The following is a 25044-nucleotide window of genomic DNA, read 5'->3' as shown; positions in this document are numbered from 1 at the left end:
TGGGTGTCTATATATTGCAGGATCATTCTGTGTTCAGGACTGGTTATGTACAAACAAAGTGGACAAATAAAGGCTATGTACAAGACATGATCAAGTGCAGTCTTCAACTTATTAGAATAACGCAAAGTCGCAAAATGCGTATTAATCCCGAATCAGTATCCTGACCATTTCTCAGGCACCACTTAACGCGAGACTTACGCGGATTTAGCTTATTGCTGATTTTAGTTTCCAGTTTTTGCATGAATCTGTGTTAATCCTGTAATCCATGTATTGGGTGCTAATTAGAAATACTCGGTCTTATGAGTGAAACAGGGTTTTCAGTCAAGGATCCCCGGTTTCTGGGAGATAATGAAAAGTTGCGGGGAAGCAGAGTTGACCTTCTTTGTATTTCTTTTTCTTGGCGTTGATAACAAATGAACACAGATTTTTTATGGAGTTAAATATCAGTAGGCAGTAGGAATAATTTTTTTTAGGGCCAATTCATACCAGACTTTCAAAACCATCCTAGGATGTATTTGTATTATCCCACATATAAACTCTGATGTTTGAATATTCCAGTTCCTGTTGAGTTCCAGTCTCTATAAAATCCTTTGACTGTGGGGATAGCTTGTGCCATGCAAGGTTGTCTGTGACAATCCATCCTCTTGTGTGGTTTTGAGTAACATTTTCCAGCATTCCCGTATTTTTAAGGACTATGGAATTTGCGTACTTATCTCTCGAACCATTTTTTATTGTGAAGGATTCAAAGCCGGTTCCATCAACATTGAAGGTAAGCCAATAATCATTTTTTCCGAGATAGAATTGGGCCGGAGCAGTCCAGGTAGAGACAATAACATCTTCCGGCTGCATATGACTGTTTACGTAAGAATAAGCTGTCCTGAAATCTGAACGTGGTGCATTGGGACCCAGGTCGTAATCATTCTTTGGCATGAACGTGAAGGCAGGTGAGAGATGCATAAAAACGATCAATGCAATTAATGTCACTGAGTATACTAGAGGTTTTACCGAAGCCTTCAGAGATGAAAAAGTCTTTTTCCCTTCACCGGCCCCGGCACCAGAAAAATCTGATTTCCGGCATGCTGTATGGAATATATATTCGATCATGAAATCCAGGAAAAAGGCTGCAAAAATGAACACGATAGGTATTACAAAGTACAAATAACGAATCCCGAAGAGCAGGACGTGGAAAAAAATCAGATAAAAGGGAATAACAACAGATAGTGTGAGTAGAAGACCTTTGCTCCAATCCCTGTTCATCAATACTGTCACTCCGGGAATGGCTAAGAACAAAGAAAAACCAAGGCTCTTTTTGAGGAAATAGATGTACTCGTCGTAATAATTTACCTGTGTATGGAGAATCTGCGAAATCACACCCTTCTGGTAAGCCATTCCAAGTAGAAACAGGAATATCAGAATTATGTATAATGCAACTCTCTTCTCGTGTATATCAATAGAACGTTTCTGTTTCATGGCAGAAACAGCTAAAAAAACCAAAAAAACTACGATCAAAGTATAGCCGAACACATGAGATAGAATCGTTGCTGCAAACGAAGCTATCAACAAGTACAGGTGCTTTTTCTCCCTGTGACTAATGTACTCGTAAAACAGATATAGGGACAGAAGATAAAAAAACTGTAGTTGCTGGTACATCCTTGCCTGCCTTGACCATGCAATCTCCCATACAGAAAAGGCGACCAAAAATGCTGCTATTACGCCTATTCTTTTATTTCCCCACACAGAGCCAATATGATATGCGAGTATTACTGTCAGGATCCCGAAGATCACACTCGGAAACCTGCCTGCAAACTCACTAACTCCGAAAACGCCAAATGAAAGTGCAATCAGAAAAGTGTTGAGTATTGCACGACCATAGTACAGACCTGAGGAAAAGACCGGGGATCCGTTTTCAGACAGAGCAATTGCTGCAATAGAACTTATCGTCTCATCAAACCAGAAAGATTCATTACCAAGATTATATAATCTTAAGGAAGAACCAAGTACCACTATCAATATAATTAAAATATTTTCTTTAATAAATTGCGATCTGTATTTCATAGTGGCCAAATAATAAAATTTTATATTCAGAAGTTCTAAAACGAATGCTATATCTGGCATATTCAATATTAATGTGTTGGCTTTAAGTTGGTTCAACTGAATTACATTGTAATCAGTAAATTTATGCCAAAATAATATCAATTATCCAGTACAGTATCAACCAGAAACGAGTCATCACTCATTTTATGCCTCATATTCAGGCAAATGCAAAACAGGAATTGTTTGAATGGATACACTTAAGTAATATATAATTTTATATAAATAAAATAGTGATTAGAATAGATGGTAACTGTTGAATAGTTGAAAAGTTATATAATGGATGGTACGCAAATAAATATAGATATACTTAAATAAATTGTGAGGGTCTTGTCAATAAATAAAGGTTAGTGATAAAGTGATGGTTATGAAAAAATATCTTTTCGGCCTTTAACCCAGTCTGCTCAATATTTATGAAACATCCTTACATTTAAAGAAAAATCAGGAAAAACAAAGTAAAAAGGTGGAATTAGATGACAGTTTTACTTACAGGCTGTGCGGGATTCATAGGTTCTCATGTGCTGGACAAACTTATTTCTATGAATGAAAAAGTTATAGGGGTGGACAATTTTGATCCCTATTATGATCCCTCCATTAAATACAGGAATATAGAACACAATTTAAATATGAATAATTTTGTGCTGTATGATGCCGATATCCGGAATATCAAAGAGATGAATGGCATTTTTAAGGACAACCGCATCGACACAGTTATCCATCTGGCAGCAAAAGCAGGAGTCAGACCATCCATAGATGACCCTGTACTGTATGAGGATGTAAATATCAAGGGAACCCTGAACCTGCTGGAACTTGGCAGAAAGTACGATATCGATAATCTGGTTTTCGCATCCTCATCTTCGGTCTACGGCGCCAATGAGAAGGTTCCTTTCAGTGAGGAGGATTGTGTCGACTGGTCGATTTCACCCTATGCGGCATCCAAGAAAGCATGCGAGACATTCTGCTATACATATCATCATCTGTATGACCTGCCTGTAGTATGCCTGCGCTTTTTTACAGTTTACGGGCCCAGACAGAGGCCGGAGATGGCAACACATAAATTTACCCGGCTTATAGATGAAGGCCAGGAGATCGAGATGTATGGCAATGGAACCTCCAGGAGAGATTATACGTATATAGATGATATCGTGGAGGGGATTATTCATTCCGCGGAGATCAAAGAAGGATACGAGATCATTAATCTGGGTAATTCCGAAGTTGTGGAACTGCGCTATCTTATCAAAGTGATAGAGGAGAGTCTGGGTAAAAAGGCAAGGATCAGGCAATTGCCGGACCAGCCTGGTGATGTGCCCATCACCTATGCAGACATCTCCAAGGCAAGATCCCTGATAGGGTACAACCCGCAGGTAAAGATCGAAGAAGGAATTAGAAGGTTTGTAGAGTGGTACATAAGTGAATCTGCTACTGTCCACAATAGTACATTTGTTCAGAACCAAACAACGGATGCAGTACAATCGGCCGACGATGCTGGAAGAAAAGAAGAGTCTTATGAGATGGTGCAGGGGTAAGTAAATTGATATCTATTGTAGTCCCGTTCTATAATGAAGAAGAGAATGTTCTGCCTCTGTATGAAGAGATCAGTGAATCCATTGACCGGCTAAACAAGGACTTTGAGATAATTTTTGTTGATGACGGATCCACTGACTCCACTTACGATATTATGGCAGACCTGGCCAAAAAAGAAGAAAGGCTGAAGATCATCAAGTTCAGGCGCAATTTTGGCCAGAGTGCAGCCCTGAAGGCGGGTTTTGACAATGCCGGGGGAGAATTCATAATCACCCTTGATGCCGACCTGCAGAACGATCCTCACGACATCCCCGCCATGATAGATAAGATCGACACAGAAGACTATGATGTGGTCTGCGGCTGGCGCTTCAACAGAAAAGACGCGGGATCTAAAAAACTGTTCTCAAAGTTCGCCAATTTTCTTAGAAACAAGCTCACAAGCGAACAGATACACGATTCAGGATCCACATTTCGAATTTATAAAAAAGAATGCACCAGGGACCTTGAGCTCTACGGAGAACTTCACCGCTACATCCCCGCAATGCTTTCATGGAAAGGTTACAGGATAGGCGAGATAAAAACAAACCACCGGGAAAGACTTCACGGAAAAACGAAGTATAACTGCAAGAGACTTATTAAAGGTTTTCTTGATTTGATCGTTATTACGTTCTGGCAGAAATATTCCCTTCGCCCCATACATATTTTTGGGGGCATAGGCATGACACTGGGTATGCTGGGAGGGATAGTGACGGTGTATCTTATCTTCATGAGGCTGTTTTTCGGAACAGGACTTGCCAACAGGCCATTATTTACTGCCAGCATTCTAGCCATAATTATAGGCATACAGTTTTTCACCATCGGTATTCTTGCAGATGTAATGATCAAGATCTACTATGGTCAGAACGGACGGAAAAACTATCTCATTGAGGGAACCTTCGGATGAGAATATTGATGGTTGCAGCCTGCCCTTTCCCTGCAAATAGAGGTACTCCCAGTAGAATTTTACGCATGGCAGAAGCTTTGAGTTTACGAAATCATCAGGTTCATGTTGTTTCATACCACATAAATGATTCAAGTATAGGTATGAATAACAGTCTCAATATTCACAGGATTAAACCATTTTTTAATTATGATAAAATGGAACCTGGACCAAGTTTCAAAAAACCATTTTTGGATTTTTTATTAGCTATGAAAATAGTCCAAGTTGCTAGAAAGGAAAATATCGAAATCATTCATGCACACCACATTGAAGGTTTAGTTTCATCAATTATAGCTGCAAAAATGTTGAGGATTCCTCTCATTTATGATGCTCATGTTCACGTCACAAACGAACTTGAAATATTTGGTGTATTTGCAAATGAAAGCTTCGGAAAAAAAGTTACGCTTTTCTTTGAAAAAATGTTTGTCTATAGAGCAAATGCAATTGTGGCTGTGTCTGCAGAACTTGGCGAAATATTGTCTTCATTTGGATATCCGCAGGCTAAAATATGGGTTGTTCCTACGGGTACAAACCTAGAGCATTTTAGAAATAAAACCAACTCCGAAGATAAAATGAAAATAAAAGAATCACTTGGTTTATCTGAAAAAGAACCTCTTGTAATGTATACAGGGACAATAACACCCTACCAAGGACTCGAACATCTTATCAATTCTATGGATATTTTATTAAGAAAAGTGCCTTCCGCAAAGCTCGTCATAATAGGTGGTGGTTCTATTGAAAAATATAGCAAACTGTGTGATGATAAAAAAATATCGGAGTCCGTGATTTTTACAGATGAAAAACCATTTAACGAAATACCTTCGCTTCTTTCAATTGCTGATGTAGCAGTCAGTCCTCGTACAGAAGCATCGGGCATCCCTCAGAAATTAACTAACTATATGGCTGCTGGAATACCGATTGTTTCATTCAAAGGTTCTGCGAAGATACTAGAACATCGTAAAACCGGATACATTGTCGAAAATGAAGATGTCGAAGGTTTTGCAGGTGGAATACGTGAATTAATAGAGAACATTGAGTTACATGATGAATTGGCGAAGAATGCTTTAGAAGAAGTAGAAAAATTCACATGGCCTAATCTCGTTCAAAAGTGTGAAGATATTTATCTTAAAGTTAAGATGTAAATTTATCCAATATAATACTCGCGGATTGAAAACATGAAAATAGGTTTTGATTCAAGAACATTGATGGTCAAGGGTGGATCCCGTACTTATGCATATAACTTAATACAAGAAATAATGAAGGAGCACAAAGAAATAGAGATAGCTTTATTTGGAGGAGATAAAGTCCAAAACTATACTCCAATAAACCCATTCCCGCAAAATGAATTTTTAAGAGTGATTTGGGAGAATTTGAGCATAATACCTTACATGAAAAAAGAAGGCATAGATGTTTTTCATGGATTGAAAAATGTAGCTCCATATTATAATTATTCTAATACAAAAACTGTGATAACAGTGCATGATATTACGCCTTTGATTTTCCCCTCTATGTTGCCTTTGAAGGCTCAAATGTATTGGAATATAATTAAATTTAACATTAAAAAAGCGGATAAGATTATATCTGTATCTAATACTACAAAAAATGATCTAATAAAAACATTAAATATTGACAAGGACAAAATTTCAGTTATATACCATGGGATTAGTGAGGAATTCAAGATAATTCCTACAGTTGAAAAAAATAGAAGCGTTTATCTTGCAAAGTATGGACTTAACTTGCCCGAAAGTTCAATTGTAGTATTGGCCGTTAGTACTATTCACCCACGAAAAAACTATTTGAACTTAATTACCGCCTTTAATGCTGTTAAGGAAAAATCGAGTATCCCTGTTCATTTAGTGATTGTCGGTAAGGTTGACAATGAAAGTTATAGTAAAGAAGTAAATCATCTGATAGCAACCAATAATCTTTCAAATAATGTGCATCTGCTGGGTTATGTTCCTGATGAAGAACTTCCTGCTCTGTACAACCTTGCTGATCTTTTTGTATACCCTTCTATCTATGAAGGATTCGGTCTTCCTATTCTAGAGGCACAGGCATGCGGATGTCCCGTAATCACTTCTAATCTAAGTAGCATGCCAGAAGTAGCAGGAAATGGAGCTATACTAGTTGACCCCACTAACATGGAAGAAATTACCAGCGCGATATATACATTGGTTTTGGATAGTCGTCTGAGAAAAGAACTTATTGAAAAAGGAATGGAAAACTGTAAAAAATTTTCTTGGGAAAAGTGTGCAGAGGAAACATTAAATGTATATGCAGGGGTAAACAATGGCAAATGATAAAACTCTAGATAAGTTTCCTTTAGTCAGTATTGTTATACTTAACTACAACGGATTAGTGTACCTCAAAAAAACTTTACCACCAATTTTGGAATTAGACTACCCCAATTACGAGTGTGTTATCGTTGACAATGGTTCGATAGATGGAAGTGTTGACTATATTAAAAAACACAATCGAGTCAAGCTAATTGAAAATGGTCAAAACCTCGGATATTCTAAAGGAAAAAACATTGGTGTAAAAAGCGCAGAAGGTAAATTCATTTTTTGTTTAGATGAAGATATACTGATTAGAAACAAACTCATTCTTCAAGACCTGATTAGATTTTATGATAAAGCTGAAAATCCTTGTTTTATAAATGTTCTCTTAGTTGATGAAGCAGATAGGTTTAGCATACCTATAGTTTCGAAGCAGTATGGCGGTTATTACGGGCTGTTTGGCATTAAAGAGAATAAAAAAATAGATATTGATCAAATCATGAAACATGGAAATACAATTGAAACTGTAATTGCATTTGGTGGAAACATGTTTTTTGCCAAATCAAACTGGAATTGTTTAGGGGGACTAGATGAAAGCCAAAAATTCAATTTAGATGATGATGATATAAGTACGCGTGCAAGAGTATTAGGCTTTAAGAACTATCTATACAATAAAGATTATTTAATCCACTTAGGTATAGAGAGAAGAGTAGATAACAAAAAATTTAGATTTAAATACAAGTATTATTTTTCAGGAAAGGGAAAACCCATAATAAAGAACTTTCAATTAAAAACGATTTTGTGGATGTTTCCACTATATACTTTAAAAACAACAGTAAAAACACTGAAACAAGCTATTAATAGGTTTGATCCTTTATTGTTTTATAGCTTTCTGGTTTCTATGTGCATTTTTATAAGAGACATCAAATACACTCTTGAACAAAGAAAAAACATACAGTCTAAGAGACTTGTCAATGACACAGTTTTTCTTAGAATCGAATTACCCCAATTTGATTAAGATGACAAGACTACTCAAAAAAAAGTATTTGGGTCATAGAGAAACAATCCACAATTTTACGTGGAGAGCTTTGCAAATATTTGGTAAACAGGGAATAACTTTCTTTATATTCCTTCTATGTGCAAAACTTCTTACACCTTATGAATTTGGAATTTATAATTACATTCTGGCAGTTATCTTTCTTTTAATTATTTTTGGTGATTTTGGCATCTCAACTGCAACATCAAAATATGTTGCTGAATATAATGCTACAGATTCAAATAAGTTAAAACTAATCTTATTTAATTCTCTAATAATTATTCTTGCTTTGGGTACTATTTTAACGATGCTAACTATAGTTTTTGGTAGTTACTTCCTTAATGAAAAATATGTTTATGTGCTGTATGTTTTACCCATGCTATTTTTAGCACCAATCAGTTCCTTATATGATGGAATCTTCAGGGGATTGAAAAGATTCAGGGAATTAGCAATAATCTCTTTGTTTATCGGTTTTATCTCTATTTTCTTTGTTTACCTTTTGGTTAAGAATTATGGCTTAACAGGGGCTTTGATTTCCCAAAGCTTATTTTATTTGGTATTAGTAGTGGCATTATTTTTGAAGTATGGAAAAATTAATGTTCGATTTGATAAACAAGTGTTGAAATCCATTTTTAAGTATTCATTAGTTATTGGATTTACATCAGTTGCATATTTTTTATATACTAAAGTTGATCTTATAATATTGGGTCAATATGGACATATTGAGGAGATTGGATATTATGAGATAGTGAATAAAATTTTTGAATTGATTAAATTACCAACATTGATTATTGCAAATGTGCTTGCACCAACAATAACAGAATATTATTCAAAAAAGCAATATTCTATTGTAAAAAATAAATTTAAACGACACATGTTTTATTCATTTTATTTAGGAGTTTTTTTATCAATATCTCTTTATTTTATTATGCCCTATATTATAGAATTCTTCTTCAAAGAGTATTTTATAAGAGAAACAATTTACATTTTTAACTTACTTTTACTCATTTTACCCTTGAGAATTGTAGGTACAATTGTTGGCCAAGCACATACTATCGCAACAGGAAATGCGCATTTTTCTTTGTGGACAATGATTCCGGCAGGCATAGCAAATCTCTTTTTTGATATAATATTCATAGGTTACTATGGTTTTATAGGAGTTGTTTATAGCACCATCATTTGTTTTAGTTTTGCAATTATATCTTTTATCATATTATACAATTTAAAATTAAACAAATTAATGCAGGGGATATGAAGTGAAAAATTTATTATTTTTAACAAATTATGAAAATATAATTCCTCAAAGAATTACTGATAAAGAAAGTATCGATATAAATATAATCAGAAATGAGCTTGAAAAACAAAATATTGAATCAGATGTTAAGACATATGAAGCTCTTAATAAAGAGCCTCATATTGTTAATGACTTTAATTTTGTGTTTTATGCAAGTTCACAAAAGCCAAAATACAAGGAATTTATACTTGATCACTTAATAAATATACAAAGCCAAGGTATAATGTTAATTCCTGGAATTGAACATTTTATTGCTCATGAAAATAAGTCATTCCAAACAATTTTCCTAAACAATAGGAATTTTAATTGTGTAAATAGCAGGGTAATTTCAAATTATGAAGAAGGAATAAGATATTTAAATGAAAAGAAACTTCCTTTAGTTGTCAAAACTTCAGATGGCTGGGGATCAAAAGGTGTAAAATTAATTAAAAGTAGGATTAAATTCAAATTGTTTTTGTTTCAAAACTTAAAAGAACGGTATCATGGAACTAAAGGACTTGGAAAAATTGTAGTGCAAGAATATATACAAAATTTAGAAGGTGATTGGAAAATACTAATATTTGGAAATAAAATAGCAGGGTTATATCGATTAAATAGAAAAAATGATTTTAGAGCAAGCGGTAGTGGAAAGTTTCAATTTAAAGAAGTTCCAGAAAACATTCTTAATTTTGCTTCTGAAGTTAAGGAGGAACTGAAAGTTCCTTGCTGTTCTTTGGATGTATTTGAAACTAAAGAAGGACCGGTTCTTGGGGAATTTCAAACTCTACATTTTGGCCTAACAACAGCATTAAAGTGTAATTTTCATTATGAACTGAAGAATAGAATATATAACAAAATTAATGGTCCGATAAATGTTGATAAAGAAATTGCTAATGAAATTATTAAAATTATAAAAAATGACTCCTGAAATATCAGTAATAATGGCTTCATATAATTCTGAGAAGTATTTGAGTGAATCTATTCAGAGTATTCTAGATCAGACATTTGAAGAATTTGAATTTCTTATTATTAATGATTGCTCTACTGATAATTCATTACATATTATCGATGAACATGCCAAGCAAGATGATAGAATTTTTTTAATTGATAATAAGGCAAATTTAGGATTAACCAAGTCATTGAATCTAGGACTAAAAGAAGCAAAAGGGAAATATATTGCCAGAATAGATTCAGATGATATTGCTCTGCCAGAAAGACTAAGAATTCAGTATGATTTTTTAGAACAAAACCGAGATGTGTTTTTAGTCGGTTCTGGTGCATATACTATTGATGAAAATGGATCAATAAGGACAAAAATAAAACCTTCAACTGAGGTGAAAGATATTAAAAAAAAGCTTTCGGTTCAAAATTGCTTATCTCATCCTACAATAATGTTTAGGAATGAAGGATTTATGTATAGAGAAAAGTTTGTCTATGCACAAGACTACGATTTCTATTTGATTTTATTATCCAACAACAAAAAAATAGCAAACATTTTTGAACCTCTTATTAAATATAGAATCAATCCAGATGCAATTTCCTGGTCTAAAAAATCAAAACAGAATTATTTTGCATTAACAGCAAATGAATTTTATCACAAGAGGCTGAAATATGGGAAGGACGAATATGCAAAATTTGATCCAAATAAAATACTGTCAATTGATGTAAAAAACTCAACAAATGAGTTTGTATTGAAGTCTGAAATTGAAGTAAAGTTTAAATTGAATGAATTTGGAGAAGTAAGAGAACTTTGCAAAAAATTTTTTTGGCTATATGGATTTGATAATGAATTATTAATTTATTATTTGTTATCTTTTACAGGAAAAAATTTTATTAATGCTATGAGAAATATCCTGTTTAATTAACCTGCAAATTTAAATATTTTATATGGTCCTATTTCTTTTTCCAATATGAATTTATCTTTAATTTTATATTCTTCAATTAACTTCTTTCTCCTATCGATATCTGAAAAATATTGGTAACTCGGATCCAATTTTGATAGAATAATATCTGTTCGTCGATATGATACTGATTCAAATTTTTCATTGGTAAATATATTTACATACCTCTCATATCTCGGAGTCTTTCGTGTTGTTATAACATATGAAATATTATATTTGTTCATCGTTTCAGAAAAACCGATTTCTTTAATGGATTCTCTTATTTGATCATGGATTAATCCAGATTCTTCAATTCTTGGTCTGCCGGTTAGAATGGTTAATGTCAATAAGTAACTATCATCGATATAAATTTCATTCTCATTAGTGTTTTCAGTCAAATATTGTGCAGCTTGAATTAGAGTCTCTTGGTCTATTCTTTCTTTGCTTAATCTATCAGTATTAGCGTCATATGATGCAGGTACAACCAATAAACCAATTAATAGCATTAAAATGAAGAATGAAAACTTATTATTGTAAGATTTGCCAATTTGATAGATCATAATTCCAATGCTTAAACAGAAAGTAATCATAATTATATTTGTATAATAATTATGGAAAAACATTACTTTTGAAGCCAAAACCCAATAAAAGAATGCACCAGCGAAAAAAGATAATAATACCACTCTTTGTTTTTTTGACCCAAAAAACAAAGCAAAAACAAATCCTATCAAACCTAAATAGTAAACATTTTCAGTCATATATTGTTTAAATTGTTCATCAAGCATATGGTAATACATATCTAAATTAAAAAATAGTGTTGAATCTGTTAGGAATTCATTATTCAGGGTGTAAGCTTTTGTAACATACAAAAACATTATTCCTAAAAGAATTGCTAAAATAATATATCCAATAAAAAGCACTTTATTTTTAGTAGCATTCTTTACTACTTTATCTATAATATTTTCTTTTTTGATTATGAAAGTATATGCAAGAATAAATATTAATATCCAAAGCATAAAATAAATTAGAGACGATAAAGCATCTGTAGGCAAATATCTCAACGAAGTCCTGAATGCAACAGCAGGCAACATTCCAAGAAAACCAAAAATCCCTAAACTTTTTATTAAATAACTAAGATCCGCTTTTTTATTAAAAATTAGTAAGAGTGTAACAATAGGTACTAGCCATAAAATAATCGAATATTTGGAAGCTACCCCAATTCCAAAATACAATCCTGCAAAAAACAAGTGTGCAATCTGATCTTCTTTAATATATTTACATACGTAGTGTAATGTAATAAACGTAAACAATACTAATAAGCTATCTTGAACAGTAACAAAAGTAGTGAAAGCTATTATAGGATTTATTGCTAATAAAAATGAAATTATTAATGACTGTTCTTTAGAACACCAGTTTCTAAAAAAGCCATAAGCAAAAATAAGAGTCAGAATTCCAATGAGGTGGGTGAACTGTCTGGTATTTTCTTCAAGAGAATTAAAAGGCATTAGAGTATAAGTTGCTGCAAGCCCCCACTCTAACAAAGGAAGATGGCCAAATGTATTGTATGAACCTTCCGGATTAGTTACTGGATATACATTATATTTCATTTGATTAATAAATGGATTATTGTTTTCATACATATATTTTGCAGGCTCTACATATGTATTATACTTCATGGTATGCTCTCCTGTAAAGGAAACATCAAAATATGGAGCCTTGACTGCAGTGAATATTACCAATATAACTATCAAAATCAGAATGGCAATAGGACCTTCCCTATAAATCCATTTTGCACCATTATAAAGTAATTTCCCAGCCCCGATAAAAGGAATAAATAATAACCTCATTATCAAGGTAAAATAATCTTTCCTGTTCCAACAATTATAGATGCCATAGTCCAAATTAAATTTACTTAAAAAAAGAAACTTTCTATTGAATTCTTTTTCTCTCATGAGAACAATTTGTTCTTCATATTCCTTTTCCCGTTCAATCTCTGACTCAATTCTATCTCTGTTTAAATAATAAGTCGAAAAACCAAAGAATGTTGTAGTTAGCACGAGATACAGGTTAATCGAAGATATAAAAGATACAACTAAATTCAAAAACGGATTACTTTCGACAAAATTAAAAGATAAACTTCCAACAGTAATAAGTAGAAGTCCTAAAAACAATAGCTTTTTGAAGTAAGGTTCTATTTTTGCTTTAAGTCGATTCTCATCTTTCTGTGTAAATATCAAAAACCATATGAATCCGAATGCAAATGTAAGAATAGCCAATATTTGAATATCAATCCAGACACTTACAATTACACTTGTCAAATACTGCAGAAGTAATAAGATAACACCTATAGCAAACAAATTGGCTGTTATTTCTAATAAGATACTTCTATGTTTTTCAGCAAATGACTTCATGATTGATTCCCATCACGCATATGTTGGACAGAGAGTTGTTATAAGGATAAAACTATATAAAGCATTTGTTATATTACAAGAGATAACGGATAAATTTACAGAAAATATTCAGTTGTCTATACAAAAAACTTCATTCAAGAAAGTAATAATTGAACTCTGCTGACCAAACACAATAATCATGCAAAATATTATAAACTTGGTTCATGAAGTAAATAAATAACATCAGCATGTAAGAGATTATTACTTTTCAAGTAGTAAAAGCAAAGACAAAAGTAAACATCCAAAAGCATCCTCATATATTAAAAAAACACGGCTGAGGCCTTAAAATGTCAAAATCCATCCGATATTTATTGTTATCACTACTAGTCACTGTCATTCTCTCTACTTCTCTTGCTTCAGCAAGTCACTTAGGAGAGGAACTTGTTCCAAACTACGGGTTTGAACAATGGGAAAGTGGAAAACCTGCAAAGTGGACAGCTCCAAACAGTGACTGGGATATTGTGCAGGTCGGTGGTGAAGAAGGGAACTATGCTTTAATGCTTGAGACCGACAGATATACTTCTCCGACTAAAGGTGTTATGGAAAGCGAAAGCATCAAAGTTGAAGAAGATGAAACTTTTCTTGTTACGACCTGGGTAGAGAGTAACAATGCATTAGAAACAAAAGTGCAGGTAAAGGGCTATGATAATAAAAGGAAAAGATGGATAACCCTTAAAACATTTTATCCATCGTCGGATAAACAGCATGTATTTATTACTGTTCCCGAGGACATAACTCTTCTTTGTATGAGATTGGAAGCTGGATATGTCGACGATAAAGATATGGGAAACGCAAAATCCTATTTTGATGAACTGAGAATTATCAATCCTTCTGTAGAAAACGCAGAGTATTATCAAAACGAAAAAACGATAAGCAAAAACATGACCCTGACAATCGGCTCTTATGATTTAAGACTTTCAGAAGCAGTGGACAGTAAAGCACTAATTCAGGTATCATCTTCAGGGAAGGATATAGACTCAGGAGTACTAATGCCTAATGAGCTTATAGAGTTCAAGAAACAGGATGACAAATATCTGGTTTTTTTGGTGGATGAGGTCTTTGTAAGCTCCAATCACTCGGAGGTCCGATTGAGCCAGTTATTGGCAGGAAGAGCCGCATCCTTCCTCCCTACAATCCACTCAATTGACGAAAAAGGAATTTTATTATATCTGCTCTTTGATGAGAACAATGGTCTTGAAACTTACGACTACAGTGGAGAGAACAATCACGGATCAATTCATGGTGCAAAATGGACAGGAGGTATGGAAAACTATGCTCTTGAGTTTGATGGAATAGATAATTACGTCACACTCGGAAACAGAAATTACGTAGACTATAATCAGCAATTCACCATAAGTTTATGGATAAAGGCTGATAAGCTGAATTCAGAGGAACAAGAAACCATAATTCAACAAGCTAGACCAGATTCTCCATATGATGGATTAATGTTTAGAAAAGCTAAAAATAATAATTTAGATATAATATTACAACAAAACCCGGATTCAAAATTGAGAGTCAATTTTATTGATGCATTTTCTGATTTGGATTGGAATCTCTATACGTTAACTTATGATGGTTCATTGGATGAAAATGGTTTAAAATTATATAAAAATGGAAACGAATTTACATCTCGAAGTGTATTGGGCAATGATTTAGCTGGTTCAATACAAAATGAGCTTGATTTTGAAATAGGTAGATATGGAAAAGCAAAACAAAACTTTAAAGGTACTATTGATGATATCCGCATCTATGACCGAGCCCTGACCCCGCAGGAGATAAAGGAACTCATGTCCAAGCCCCTTGGCCTGTCTGGAGTTTCCTCATACCAGAGTAACATGTCGCTTGAGAAAGGCATGAGTTCACCTGTCGGGAACGGTTTTCAGATACAGTACTCCGATACTCCTTACCTTAACCTGGCACTCGTTGATGGGGAGCAGACACAGAGATATAAGCTTGCAAATATCTCTGTTGGACAGACCCTGTTCCTGAAGAATGTCTCGGGTGTTCCTGTGTTGAGACTGAACGTCGACAACATTAGCGATGAAAGGCTGAACCTATCGGATGTATGGGTCGCGAATGAGAAAGCAAACGTTCCGGTACTCAAGGTCAAATCGCTGGATTACTCCGAGATACGGGCATACGCACCTTCAACTGTCACAGTGACAGTAATCAACAGCGGGTTAAAAACGTACCTTGCAGAGGGTGATGGGTCTCTCGACTTATATCTCGGAGAAGTTAAGGTCGACAATCGTAAGCTTTCGAAGGACCTGGCCCCTGGTGAAACATTGGATTACAGTTTTGAACTTAACTCAGAGACGGCCGGTGAGAACGAACTGAGGGCTGTGATTTCCACAGATTATGGCGTCGAGAGTTCAACCAGTACAGTTAAGATCGAGCCTCCGGTAAATCCTCCTGTCAGTGGTATTCCCTTGTATGTGAAAGAGACAGAATCTGGCATTGATCTGCACATGGCACTGAAAGGTCCCGGAATCAAGGGAGAATCATGGCAGGATAATGCGCAGATATCAATAGGAATAGTTAATTCATTGGGATCCAATACTTTTTATGAGGGATCATATACAATATCTGGCACTGCAAGAACGATCGAGGTACCTTACGAGGAATTCTATCAAGGCGACGAAAGGTACTTTGTGACTGTAGAATTCAGGGAAGCAGAAAACAGTGTCGTGGCAAAGATAGCCGGAGAGGATGGCATCTATGATCCTCCCAACAATAGTTATTTGATGGCATTACTACTGGTTCCTTTGGGTACATTTGCCATTAGAAAAAAATACTTTGGGAAAATGAATAAAGAAAAACAACAACTCGAAGAAAACACCGAGAGGGAATAAAATCTGATTCGGCGACTACTCCCGCCACGAAAGTGGCGGGCATCTAAGCTTTGTGTGCTATAGGCGGCCCGGTATGAGTATGTTAATAGCAGCGTCATGGCCCCTGTCCAGGTCAAGGTTACAGAAAGGGTAACTATGTTTTTGTGTCTATCTGCAAAACTCAGGTATATGAATAAGAATTGTTCTCTGGGATTTTGCAGGAAAATGAGTCCTTATTCTAATCTATAATTTGTTTTGATTGTAGTTATTCTTATATGCAGATAAAATAATTTATACATAAATCAAAACAAGATTGGTTATACACAAACAAGATTATATAGTGTAAATGAGTAACACAATGCGAATGTATAAATAATAATTAAATAATAATATACGGCAGTATTCTTAATCTATTCACCAAATAATAATTCAAATCCCCGAAAGGTAATGATACTTATGGATGGAAGTAAATTATTTAAAACGAAATATGCAAGCATTGCAATAACAGTTACAATTGTGCTGATGTTAATTCTATCCGGACCTGCCAATGCAGTACGGATGGAGGTCTCTGTTGACAATAACAAGCCCACGCAGGGAGAAGAAATAACATTTGTAGTAACAGCAAACATTGCAGGTACCGACAAATACGTTCCGATGGATAATTTTTCATTGTTATTGTCTAAAGAAGGCTCTCCTGTTAGAAATGTTTCATTTACACCAGACGGAACGATTCTTTCAAACAGCACAGGTATCAGTATTGATCCGATAGCAACACCTTCTCCTTCCGAATACGGATCCGGGGACGGAAGAGCAATGGATGATATGTATGGCTATGGCTATGGCTATGGCTATTCTTTTGGCTATGGATACGGTTATGCTGCTAATAATGGAGCAGGCGGTGACACACTTGTCTACGAGTATAATGTCACGATCAACACATCCAGTTTTGATACCGGAGTATATGATGCGCAGGTAATGCTGAATACTGGTAATGATGTCAAACCAAGTTTTGAATCTCTGGAAACAAGCTTTACAGTTTCAGGCAAGGAAGCTGATATCTCTAAATTCGTCGAATCTGATGGAAAAGTCAACACTACCTTTAATGTAGTCTCTGCTGAAGGTAATGTGAACCTTACAGTACCAAACGGCACCATTGCACTTGACTCAGGCGGAAATGCCCTGAACACCAGCATGTCAATAGGAACTACATCTGCTAATTCTACAATGACCCTGGCATTATCAAGCTCAGAATCGGTAGTTGGGAAAGTTGTAGAACTTGGGCCTGCAGGGGCAACATTCGATCCGTACATCCAGGTAAGATTTGATTACGATGACGCGCATATCTCAGGTCTTGATGAGAGTAAACTGGGAGTTAAATACTATAATACTTCAACCGGCCAATGGGAATCTCAGACCGTAATCGAAAGAAACACAGCTGAAAACTACCTTATTGCAAATCTGGAACACTTCAGTAATTTTGCAATAGTAGGTACCGCTCAGGCAGCAGAAGAGGAAAAGGATGATCCTGTAAGGTCCGGTGGCGGCGGTTCATCTGGTGGTGGCAGTGTTTCCGGAGAGGGATATAAAAACATTCTTGTAAAAGAAGTACAGAACGCTTATATCTATAAGGATTCCAAAATCATGTATGAGTTTGGAGAAACTGAAAACCCCATTAAGTCTGTTCAGTTCTTCGCACTGACAAACTCCGGAAGAGTGGCTGCAAGTATCGAAGTCCTTCAGGACAGGTCTTCATATGCAGATTCCGACGCTCCGGGAAAGATCTACCGGCAAATGAATATCTGGGTGGGAAAACCAGGGCAGATCGGGTCTGATGTCGCAAAAGATTTCCTGATCAGTTTCAAAGTTGAAAGATCATGGCTCGAAGATAATAATATTGATGCCAAAGAAATAAAGCTATACAGGTATACAGACAGCAACTGGAACGAACTGTCAACCTCGCAGACCGATGCTGATGAGGAGTACGTGTACTTTGAAAGTCAGACTCCGGGATTCTCACCTTTTGCAATTGTGGCTGTGAATGAAGATTCCACAATCGTGTTAAGTGAGGGTGATGAAGATGATGATAGTGCAGTAGAGTTAGGTAACGAAACCAGGGAATCAGGCAGTAAAGGGCTACCAGGTTTCGAAGCCTTGACTCTGGTCTTCAGTATGGCAGCGGTTGTATTCATGTCCAGCCGGTACAAGAGAAAAGGAGAGAGGTAAATCTCTCTCCACTTTTAGTTTTTTTTGAATTAATCTTTATATTTTTTGACTACTTTCCTAGTGATTTTTGCAATGCGGATTAAATCCAAAGTAAGTTCTAATGTACTACCGGATATTGAAGAGATTTGTCAGGTTAGATTATTCAGACTTATTTTAACAGGTTCTACAGAGCCGGGATGCTTGCAACAGTAAATGTGAGATGTGAGTTTCCTGCCGTAGTTAGCGCTGTATCAACAGGCTTTAAGTATTTGTTAATCTTGCTCTGTAAAAGTCATCGTTATTCAGGCGGCGATAAAATTCAATAGAATTAAAATGTACTGCAGACTATTGAACGAAGCCACTAGTTTTGCCTTGATGATAACATTTTCACAGGTTTCCTACAGGGCCGTTGATCCGCCATCAAATTGAAGATTTAATGACATTCCCGGATATTCGATCCTGAACAAAACGCGAGTCATCCTTTTTGCTTTTTCCGTAGCAAGTAACACATTAGGTTTTTAACCCGTTTTAAAGGTTTATAAAAAAATGAAGCTGAAAACAGGTTTCCTACAGGTCCCTGTTCCTTACCTTTGGCTGTGGAAATAAGATATTGAGAAAAAAATAACTGATACGGGATCAGAACGGCAGTAAATGTGCTATTCTCGTATAGATTATAACGTATCCCAATACAAGCATGAATAGGGAAATGAGCCATGCCCACCTGAGTATCCTTGCAAGGTTTACAGGCTGGGTGAGTTTAATAAAAAAGCGATCGACCAGGTTGGGTCGATCTTCCGGACCATTATGCATGAACAGGTATTATCCTTTGATCCTTTTAAGTCTGAAGGTGTTTTCCCTTTCCATCTCTTCGAGACGGAGCCTAATGAAGGTCATTGATTCCTGAAGTTCCGGTATGACCTTGAACTCGAGAGCGTTGACACGTCTTTTTGTCTTCTCGATATCATCAAGAAGCTTTTTCATCGTAGTCTCGATCTCTGCCGCAAGGATTATCTTCTCGACAAGAAGCTCGTAAGCATCCGCTGCTTCATCAGTATATGCACTGGTACCAAGAATACCATAACCTCTCTCATTTATATTTTTCTTGACACTGGATGACTCGATCTTAGGAACGACCACACCCATGATGTTACGGCTTTCCAGCTCGATCTGTGGCTTGTTCTGAAGTGCAAAAGCTGTGGATTTGACGGTAATAGTACCGTCAACAGCATTTGCAATACCAATCTTCCGGGAAGCATCTTCATAGGCGGCATCCAGCTCGGTCCTGACATCCTTGGCCTTGCCGAGGATCTCGAAGAACTCAAGGATAAGACCATCTCTCTTCATTTTGAGCAGTTTATGCCCACTCTGGGAGAGCTTGATCTTCTTCTTAAGTTCGATCAGTTCGGAACGGGTTGGTTTGACATCTTTTACGCCCATGTTGGATCACCTTCTAAGCTCAGTTGCTCTTGTGAGCAGGATGGTACTTGTTGATATACTTGTTATCGATCCTTGTGAGCAGGGATTCCGGTATCTCGGAGAGGATCTCCCAGGCAACTGAAAGAGTTTCCTCGATTGACCTGTCCTCATCTCTTCCCTGACGGACGAACCTGTCCTCGAAGAGGTCCGCAAACTCAAGGATCCTCTGGTCCCTCTCGGACAGAGCCTCTTTACCTACAATAGCCACAAGACCTCTCAGGTCACGACCTTCCGCATATCCGGCATACATCTGGTCAGATACTGCCTTGTGGTCGTCCCTGGTCTTCCCATCACCGATACCTGAGTTCATCAGGCGGGAAAGGGATGGAAGCACATTGATAGGCGGATAGATACCCTTCCTGTGAAGTTCCCTGGAAACCACGATCTGGCCTTCTGTGATATATCCTGACAGGTCAGGGATCGGGTGGGTGATATCGTCACCGGGCATGGTAAGGATTGAGAACTGGGTAACTGAACCCTTCCTTCCCTTGATTACACCTGCACGCTCATAGAGCGATGCAAGGTCAGTGTACATGTAACCCGGATAACCACGCCTTCCCGGAACCTCTTCACGGGCAGCACCCATCTGACGGAGCGCTTCACAGTAGTTCGTGATGTCAGTAAGGATAACGAGTACATGCATGTCATGTTCATATGCAAGGTACTCTGCAGCGGTCAGTGCCATCCTCGGGGTGATGATACGCTCTACAGCAGGGTCGTCTGCAAGGTTTAGGAAAACCACTGCTCTTTCAAGAGCACCGGTCTTCTCGAAGTCCTCCATGAAATACTGGGCTTCTTCGTTTGTGATACCCATTGCAGCGAATACTACTGCGAAATCCTCAGTGGAGCCGGGAACTTTTGCCTGACGTGCGATCTGCAATGCGATCTCGTTATGCGGGAGACCTGATCCTGAGAAGATAGGAAGCTTCTGTCCACGCACAAGGGTGTTTGTTCCGTCGATCGTGGATATTCCTGTCTGGATGAAATCCTCTGGCGGCTTCCTTGAATATGGGTTCATTGACGCACCATTGACATCTACCCTGTCTTCAGGAACAATGCGGGGTCCTCCGTCGAGTGGTTCTCCTGAACCGGAAAGGATACGGCCGAGCATATCCCTTGCTACGGGAAGTTTGATGGTCTCTCCGGCGAACACTACACCGGCTTCCTCATTCAGTCCGCCTGTACCTTCGAACACCTGGACTGCTACGATATCAGCTGAGGTATCGAGGACCTGGCCTCTCTTTGAGGTGCCGTCCGGGAGATTGATGTGAACAAGTTCACCATATCCTACAGGTTCGGTCTTCTCGAGAAATACCAGTGGTCCTGAGATTTCTATGATCGTCTTGTATTCCTTGGTCATTTTAATTGCCTCCAAGTGCTGCAAATTCCTTGTCCATCTTATCCAGGACAACATTCAGTGCGCTATCGAACTCCTCTTCGAACTTGACCTTGGCAAGCTCGTCCTTTGATTCGAGGGCCAGGATATCCTTCATCGGGATGCCGGATTCAAGTGCTGCCTGTGCCATATCGCTGTACTTGGAGATTGCTTTCAATAACTTGTACTGCTTGTCGAAAGGACAGTATGTGTCAACAGGGTGGAACGCATTCTGCTGCAGGAAATATTCCCTGATCATACGGCATATCTCGAGGATAAGCTGCTGGTCTTCCGGAAGTGCATCGGAACCGACGAGCTGTACGATCTCCTGAAGTTCGGATTCCTGCTGGAGAAGATCCATTGCATTGTCCCTGAGAGGTACCCAGTCAGGTGCGACATTCTCTGCGAACCAGTCAGAAAGGCCTTGGGTGTACAGACTGTAACTTGTAAGCCAGTTGATGGATGGGAAGTGCCTTCTCTGTGCAAGTTTCGCATCAAGTGCCCAGAACACTTTTACAATACGCAGTGTGTTCTGTGTGACAGGCTCTGAGAAGTCACCGCCAGGTGGTGATACCGCGCCTATGACCGTGATAGAACCTTCCTCGCCGGAAAGTGATTTCACAGCCCCTGCACGCTCGTAGAACTCAGAGAGTCTTGCGGACAGGTAAGCAGGATAACCTTCTTCACCAGGCATTTCTTCAAGCCTTGAGGAGATTTCCCTCATTGCTTCTGCCCATCTGGATGACGAGTCTGCCATAAGTGATACGTCGTATCCCATGTCACGATAGTATTCTGCTATTGTGATACCTGTGTAAACAGATGCCTCACGGGCAGCTACAGGCATGTTGGATGTGTTTGCGATAAGGACTGTACGTTCCATGAGTGGACGGCCGGTCTTTGGGTCCTGGAGCTCAGGGAACTCGTTGAGCACATCTGCCATCTCGTTCCCACGTTCTCCACATCCAATATAAACTACAATGTCAGTGTCACTCCATTTTGCAAGCTGCTGCTGGGTAACTGTCTTTCCTGAACCGAATGGTCCCGGGATAGCTGCAGTACCGCCCTTTGCAACAGGGAAGAGGCCATCAAGGATTCTCTGACCTGTGATAAGAGGTCTTCTTGGAATGAACTTGCTGCTTACAGGACGTGGCTTTCTTACAGGCCATTTCTGCATCAGGGAAATTTCTGTGCCGTCTGTAAGGATACACACGGTTTCATCTACTTTGAACTTACCTGACCTGATCTCGTCCACTGTACCGGAAACGTTCGGAGGCACCATGATCTTGTGCTCGATGTTCTCTGTTTCCTGTACTATACCGATAGTTTCGCCGCCCTTTACGGAGTCGCCACCGGATACTGTTGGCTTGAACTCCCATACTTTCTCACGGTCAAGGCCGTTTGCGGTTACACCTCTTTCTATAAAGTCTCCCATTTTTTCCTGGAGCACTTTCAGAGGTCTCTGGATACCATCATAAATACTTTCTAATAAACCAGGGCCAAGTTCAACTGAAAGGGACATTCCAGTGTTCATTACAGGTTCACCGGGTTTTATTCCGGATGTATCCTCGTATACCTGAACAGTGGCTTTTGCACCTTCGATCCTGATAACTTCGCCCATTAATCCTTCGTGACCTACATGTACCACATCATACATTTTTGGTTTGATACCTGTAATTGTGACTACAGGTCCGGCCACTCGATAAACTTCACCTTTCATTTCCACAGATCAACACCTACTGATTGTTTTATTTTTTCCCTTAAGTTCGAACTTTGACCACTACCTCCGAGAGTCACAACAGTTGGTTCTACAGATTCATTGATAGTGTTTCTCAAAATTTCCGGTAGTTTATTAAGATCATCACCATGCATAATCAGAATACCGACTTCCCGATCCTCAAGTATTTTTAGTACAGTAGGTTCAAGTTCGTCATCGACAACATCATATATCTTTTTTATACCAGCAAGCCTGAATCCTGTTACAAACTCACCTTGTCCGACTACTGCCAATTCCATCAAATCACCAACTGTTCCCTGATAAGTTCATCACTGAGGTTGGCGGCCTTTCCACGTATTATTATCCGCAGGTTGCTTACCTCATTCTGCTTGCTTAGCATGTAGTCCATAATTGGTACTATTGAGAGTGGATAAACATTTGAAAAGCTTGCTGCAGATTTAAGTCTGTGTTTTTTCAGCCTTGATTCGACATCTATCAAAGATACCATATCAGGACTTACTACATCGGAGATCTCTTCCCAGTATGTATACTTACTGAGCTCTGCGATGAAATCCTCAAAAGAGAGTGGTAACATCCTTTCTATATCGCTGATTTTCAGCTTGAGGCCACCTTCAACCATCAGGTCCATCATATCCGGATCAGTGATCCCGGCCTTCTTCAGACGGAAGAGAGTTGTAAGGTTCTTTATATCAATGCCTATCCTTATGAACCTGGCAAATAACTTGCGGTCCTTTGACTTTGAACTGCCGGTTGTGGCAAAAAGTCCTGCATAGTACATTTTATCAAGCTGGTTCTCGATCTCTGAAAGATTCGTGCCGTTGTAATTCCTGAGTATTGCATAATATTCCGTGTTCTCAAGTTCTGAGACCACTTCTTCATAGTTGCTTTTTGTTGCGAGTTCCGAAAGGAACGTGTAGCTCAGGCTACCAGCTGCAACAATGGCTTCCAGGATATCTTCCGTAGAAGCTTTGCAATATTTACCCCGGAGGATCGTCTTTATGTTCCAGACATCGTACTGCTTGAGATTTTCTGAGATAAGGTAGTTCAACTCACCTTCGGATATCTTGATCAACTTAGTGAAGGTCACAGCAAGATTCCTGTTCAGCGCATGCTCAATAAGATCTGCACCTTCATACTGCCTCGCAAGCTCATCGACATCTTCCTTATACTCGGATTCGCCTATGAATCTCGCGATCTCATAGATACCCATGTTCATGAGTCGGGGATAAGTCTCATTTGGCAGGATCTTACTCTTCATTGCACGGACACGTGCAGTTGTGTACGCGTAGTTAGAGTGACCTGTGAATCGTGACCTGGAATTTCCACGCTTAAATTTCTGCAACAGCTGCATTTAGAAATCACCCGAATAAAGTATCAGATGTCTGTCTCAACAACTGCTCGTTCACGCTTTTAAGGATTACATCGTATGTATAGTCCAGTTTTACAGTCCCATCTTCGTTCTCAATGACAACTCCACCGAGACACTCAATGTTACCGGCATACTCCAATGAACTCAGTTCCCTGACAATCTTCTCAGATTCAGCATTAGAGTAGATTCTCTTTCCAGATGCCTCATACTTCTCTATTAAGGATTTGAGAAGCTCTTTGTTCTTCTCAGGGGAAAATGCACCTATGGATGTTTCTGCCTGGGTGTATACTTCTTCGAGTACTTCCTTGCGTGCATTGAGCAGTGTGCGCTTCACTTCAAGATTTGCACTGGATATTTCTTGCTGCCTGATCTTTTTGATATCATCCTCTGCCTTTGCAAGGCGCTCACCCATGATCTTCTTAGCGTTCTGCTTGGCTTCGTCTAGAATAAGAGTTGCCTCTGCTTCGGCTTCACGATTCAACTGAGCAATTTCTGCCTGTGCGGCATCCATGATATCTTTAACAACAGTTTCAAGTCCCATGCTCAC

Annotated in this window: 19 protein-coding genes; 10 read left to right on the top strand and 9 right to left on the bottom strand. The window is 37.9% G+C overall.

Annotated features, from left to right (window positions below; translation table 11 throughout):
• Positions 1–504 precede the first annotated feature (504 nt).
• Positions 505–2151 carry a glycosyltransferase family 39 protein gene (locus tag CUN85_RS03760; RefSeq protein ID WP_135388998.1) on the bottom strand — a complete coding sequence of 549 codons (1647 nt, stop codon included), beginning with the start codon at positions 2149–2151 and terminating at the stop codon, positions 505–507.
• Positions 2152–2564: 413 nt separating this feature from the next.
• Between CUN85_RS03760 and CUN85_RS03755 the strand changes: the two genes are divergently transcribed.
• From CUN85_RS03755 to CUN85_RS03720, 8 genes are read left to right on the top strand one after another with little or no spacing between them, the layout of a single operon-like run.
• Entirely contained in the window at positions 2565–3617 is a 1053-nt protein-coding gene (locus CUN85_RS03755; RefSeq protein WP_135388997.1) for a GDP-mannose 4,6-dehydratase, read from the top strand.
• 5 nt (positions 3618–3622) lie between these two features.
• Entirely contained in the window at positions 3623–4558 is a 936-nt protein-coding gene (locus CUN85_RS03750; RefSeq protein WP_135388996.1) for a glycosyltransferase family 2 protein, read from the top strand.
• 8 nt (positions 4559–4566) lie between these two features.
• Positions 4567–5736 carry a glycosyltransferase family 4 protein gene (locus CUN85_RS03745; RefSeq protein WP_167848777.1) on the top strand — a complete coding sequence of 390 codons (1170 nt, stop codon included), beginning with the start codon at positions 4567–4569 and terminating at the stop codon, positions 5734–5736.
• A 33-nt stretch (positions 5737–5769) separates the two neighbouring features.
• Positions 5770–6894, top strand: coding sequence for a glycosyltransferase family 4 protein (locus CUN85_RS03740; protein WP_135388994.1), 1125 nt, complete (start codon positions 5770–5772; stop codon positions 6892–6894).
• The gene (locus CUN85_RS03735) at positions 6884–7888 is read left to right on the top strand and encodes a glycosyltransferase family 2 protein (protein WP_135388993.1); all 1005 of its coding nucleotides are present in this window, start codon (positions 6884–6886) and stop codon (positions 7886–7888) included. Before CUN85_RS03740 ends, CUN85_RS03735 begins: the two co-directional genes overlap by 11 nt.
• 1 nt (position 7889) lies before the next feature.
• Entirely contained in the window at positions 7890–9161 is a 1272-nt protein-coding gene (locus CUN85_RS03730) for an oligosaccharide flippase family protein (RefSeq protein ID WP_167848776.1), read from the top strand.
• Between the two features lies 1 nt (position 9162).
• The gene (locus CUN85_RS03725; RefSeq protein WP_135388991.1) at positions 9163–10107 is read left to right on the top strand and encodes an ATP-grasp domain-containing protein; all 945 of its coding nucleotides are present in this window, start codon (positions 9163–9165) and stop codon (positions 10105–10107) included.
• Complete coding sequence (locus tag CUN85_RS03720) at positions 10097–11044, top strand: glycosyltransferase family 2 protein (protein WP_135388990.1); 948 nt, start codon at positions 10097–10099, stop codon at positions 11042–11044. The genes CUN85_RS03725 and CUN85_RS03720 overlap by 11 nt, the downstream gene beginning before the upstream one ends.
• On the opposite strand, the gene CUN85_RS03715 is transcribed toward CUN85_RS03720, so the two are convergent.
• Positions 11041–13470 carry a glycosyltransferase family 39 protein gene (locus tag CUN85_RS03715; RefSeq protein WP_135388989.1) on the bottom strand — a complete coding sequence of 810 codons (2430 nt, stop codon included), beginning with the start codon at positions 13468–13470 and terminating at the stop codon, positions 11041–11043. The genes CUN85_RS03720 and CUN85_RS03715 overlap by 4 nt on opposite strands.
• A gap of 326 nt (positions 13471–13796) precedes the next feature.
• Between CUN85_RS03715 and CUN85_RS03710 the strand changes: the two genes are divergently transcribed.
• Both CUN85_RS03710 and CUN85_RS03705 read left to right on the top strand, forming a co-directional pair.
• Positions 13797–16361 (top strand): LamG-like jellyroll fold domain-containing protein, encoded by a 2565-nt coding sequence (locus CUN85_RS03710; protein WP_135388988.1) that lies wholly within the window; start codon positions 13797–13799, stop codon positions 16359–16361.
• A 501-nt stretch (positions 16362–16862) separates the two neighbouring features.
• Entirely contained in the window at positions 16863–18563 is a 1701-nt protein-coding gene (locus tag CUN85_RS03705) for a PGF-pre-PGF domain-containing protein (protein ID WP_167848775.1), read from the top strand.
• 615 nt (positions 18564–19178) lie between these two features.
• Here CUN85_RS03705 and CUN85_RS12925 read toward each other — a convergent pair.
• The 7 genes from CUN85_RS12925 to CUN85_RS03675 are packed head-to-tail and all read right to left on the bottom strand — an operon-like array spanning position 19179 to position 25038.
• Positions 19179–19352 (bottom strand): hypothetical protein, encoded by a 174-nt coding sequence (locus CUN85_RS12925; RefSeq protein ID WP_167848774.1) that lies wholly within the window; start codon positions 19350–19352, stop codon positions 19179–19181.
• A 9-nt stretch (positions 19353–19361) separates the two neighbouring features.
• Positions 19362–19979 carry a V-type ATP synthase subunit D gene (locus tag CUN85_RS03700; protein WP_135388986.1) on the bottom strand — a complete coding sequence of 206 codons (618 nt, stop codon included), beginning with the start codon at positions 19977–19979 and terminating at the stop codon, positions 19362–19364.
• A 19-nt stretch (positions 19980–19998) separates the two neighbouring features.
• Positions 19999–21378: an ATP synthase subunit B gene (locus tag CUN85_RS03695; RefSeq protein ID WP_135388985.1), complete on the bottom strand. Its 1380-nt coding sequence runs from the start codon at positions 21376–21378 to the stop codon at positions 19999–20001.
• 1 nt (position 21379) lies between these two features.
• Positions 21380–23116, bottom strand: a complete 1737-nt coding sequence (locus CUN85_RS03690; protein WP_135388984.1) for an ATP synthase subunit A — start codon at positions 23114–23116, stop codon at positions 21380–21382.
• Positions 23107–23406 carry a V-type ATP synthase subunit F gene (locus tag CUN85_RS03685; protein ID WP_135388983.1) on the bottom strand — a complete coding sequence of 100 codons (300 nt, stop codon included), beginning with the start codon at positions 23404–23406 and terminating at the stop codon, positions 23107–23109. Before CUN85_RS03685 ends, CUN85_RS03690 begins: the two co-directional genes overlap by 10 nt.
• On the bottom strand, positions 23406–24479 hold the full coding sequence (locus tag CUN85_RS03680) for a V-type ATP synthase subunit C (protein ID WP_135388982.1): 1074 nt from the start codon (positions 24477–24479) through the stop codon (positions 23406–23408). The genes CUN85_RS03685 and CUN85_RS03680 overlap by 1 nt, the downstream gene beginning before the upstream one ends.
• A 7-nt stretch (positions 24480–24486) precedes the next feature.
• A complete protein-coding gene (locus CUN85_RS03675) occupies positions 24487–25038 on the bottom strand; it encodes a V-type ATP synthase subunit E (RefSeq protein ID WP_135388981.1) in 552 nt (183 codons plus the stop codon).
• Positions 25039–25044: the final 6 nt, after the last annotated feature.

It is taken from the genome of Methanolobus halotolerans (assembly GCF_004745425.1).
Lineage (GTDB): Archaea > Halobacteriota > Methanosarcinia > Methanosarcinales > Methanosarcinaceae > Methanolobus > Methanolobus halotolerans.
Note: the sequence above shows the minus strand (reverse complement) of the source record. Positions and strands in the feature narration are given on the sequence as shown.

Excerpts from the sequence above, each read along its gene's own strand:
- CUN85_RS03710 (WP_135388988.1), top strand. The coding sequence starts at position 13,797 with ATGTCAAAATCCATCCGATATTTATTGTTATCACTACTAGTCACTGTC.
- CUN85_RS12925 (WP_167848774.1), bottom strand. The coding sequence starts at position 19,352 with ATGCATAATGGTCCGGAAGATCGACCCAACCTGGTCGATCGCTTTTTT.
- CUN85_RS03705 (WP_167848775.1), top strand. The coding sequence starts at position 16,863 with ATGTTAATTCTATCCGGACCTGCCAATGCAGTACGGATGGAGGTCTCT.
- CUN85_RS03675 (WP_135388981.1), bottom strand. The coding sequence starts at position 25,038 with ATGGGACTTGAAACTGTTGTTAAAGATATCATGGATGCCGCACAGGCA.
- CUN85_RS03685 (WP_135388983.1), bottom strand. The coding sequence starts at position 23,406 with ATGGAATTGGCAGTAGTCGGACAAGGTGAGTTTGTAACAGGATTCAGG.
- CUN85_RS03680 (WP_135388982.1), bottom strand. The coding sequence starts at position 24,479 with ATGCAGCTGTTGCAGAAATTTAAGCGTGGAAATTCCAGGTCACGATTC.
- CUN85_RS03735 (WP_135388993.1), top strand. The coding sequence starts at position 6,884 with ATGGCAAATGATAAAACTCTAGATAAGTTTCCTTTAGTCAGTATTGTT.
- CUN85_RS03715 (WP_135388989.1), bottom strand. The coding sequence starts at position 13,470 with ATGAAGTCATTTGCTGAAAAACATAGAAGTATCTTATTAGAAATAACA.
- CUN85_RS03740 (WP_135388994.1), top strand. The coding sequence starts at position 5,770 with ATGAAAATAGGTTTTGATTCAAGAACATTGATGGTCAAGGGTGGATCC.
- CUN85_RS03720 (WP_135388990.1), top strand. The coding sequence starts at position 10,097 with ATGACTCCTGAAATATCAGTAATAATGGCTTCATATAATTCTGAGAAG.
- CUN85_RS03695 (WP_135388985.1), bottom strand. The coding sequence starts at position 21,378 with ATGACCAAGGAATACAAGACGATCATAGAAATCTCAGGACCACTGGTA.
- CUN85_RS03700 (WP_135388986.1), bottom strand. The coding sequence starts at position 19,979 with ATGGGCGTAAAAGATGTCAAACCAACCCGTTCCGAACTGATCGAACTT.
- CUN85_RS03730 (WP_167848776.1), top strand. The coding sequence starts at position 7,890 with ATGACAAGACTACTCAAAAAAAAGTATTTGGGTCATAGAGAAACAATC.
- CUN85_RS03755 (WP_135388997.1), top strand. The coding sequence starts at position 2,565 with ATGACAGTTTTACTTACAGGCTGTGCGGGATTCATAGGTTCTCATGTG.
- CUN85_RS03745 (WP_167848777.1), top strand. The coding sequence starts at position 4,567 with ATGGTTGCAGCCTGCCCTTTCCCTGCAAATAGAGGTACTCCCAGTAGA.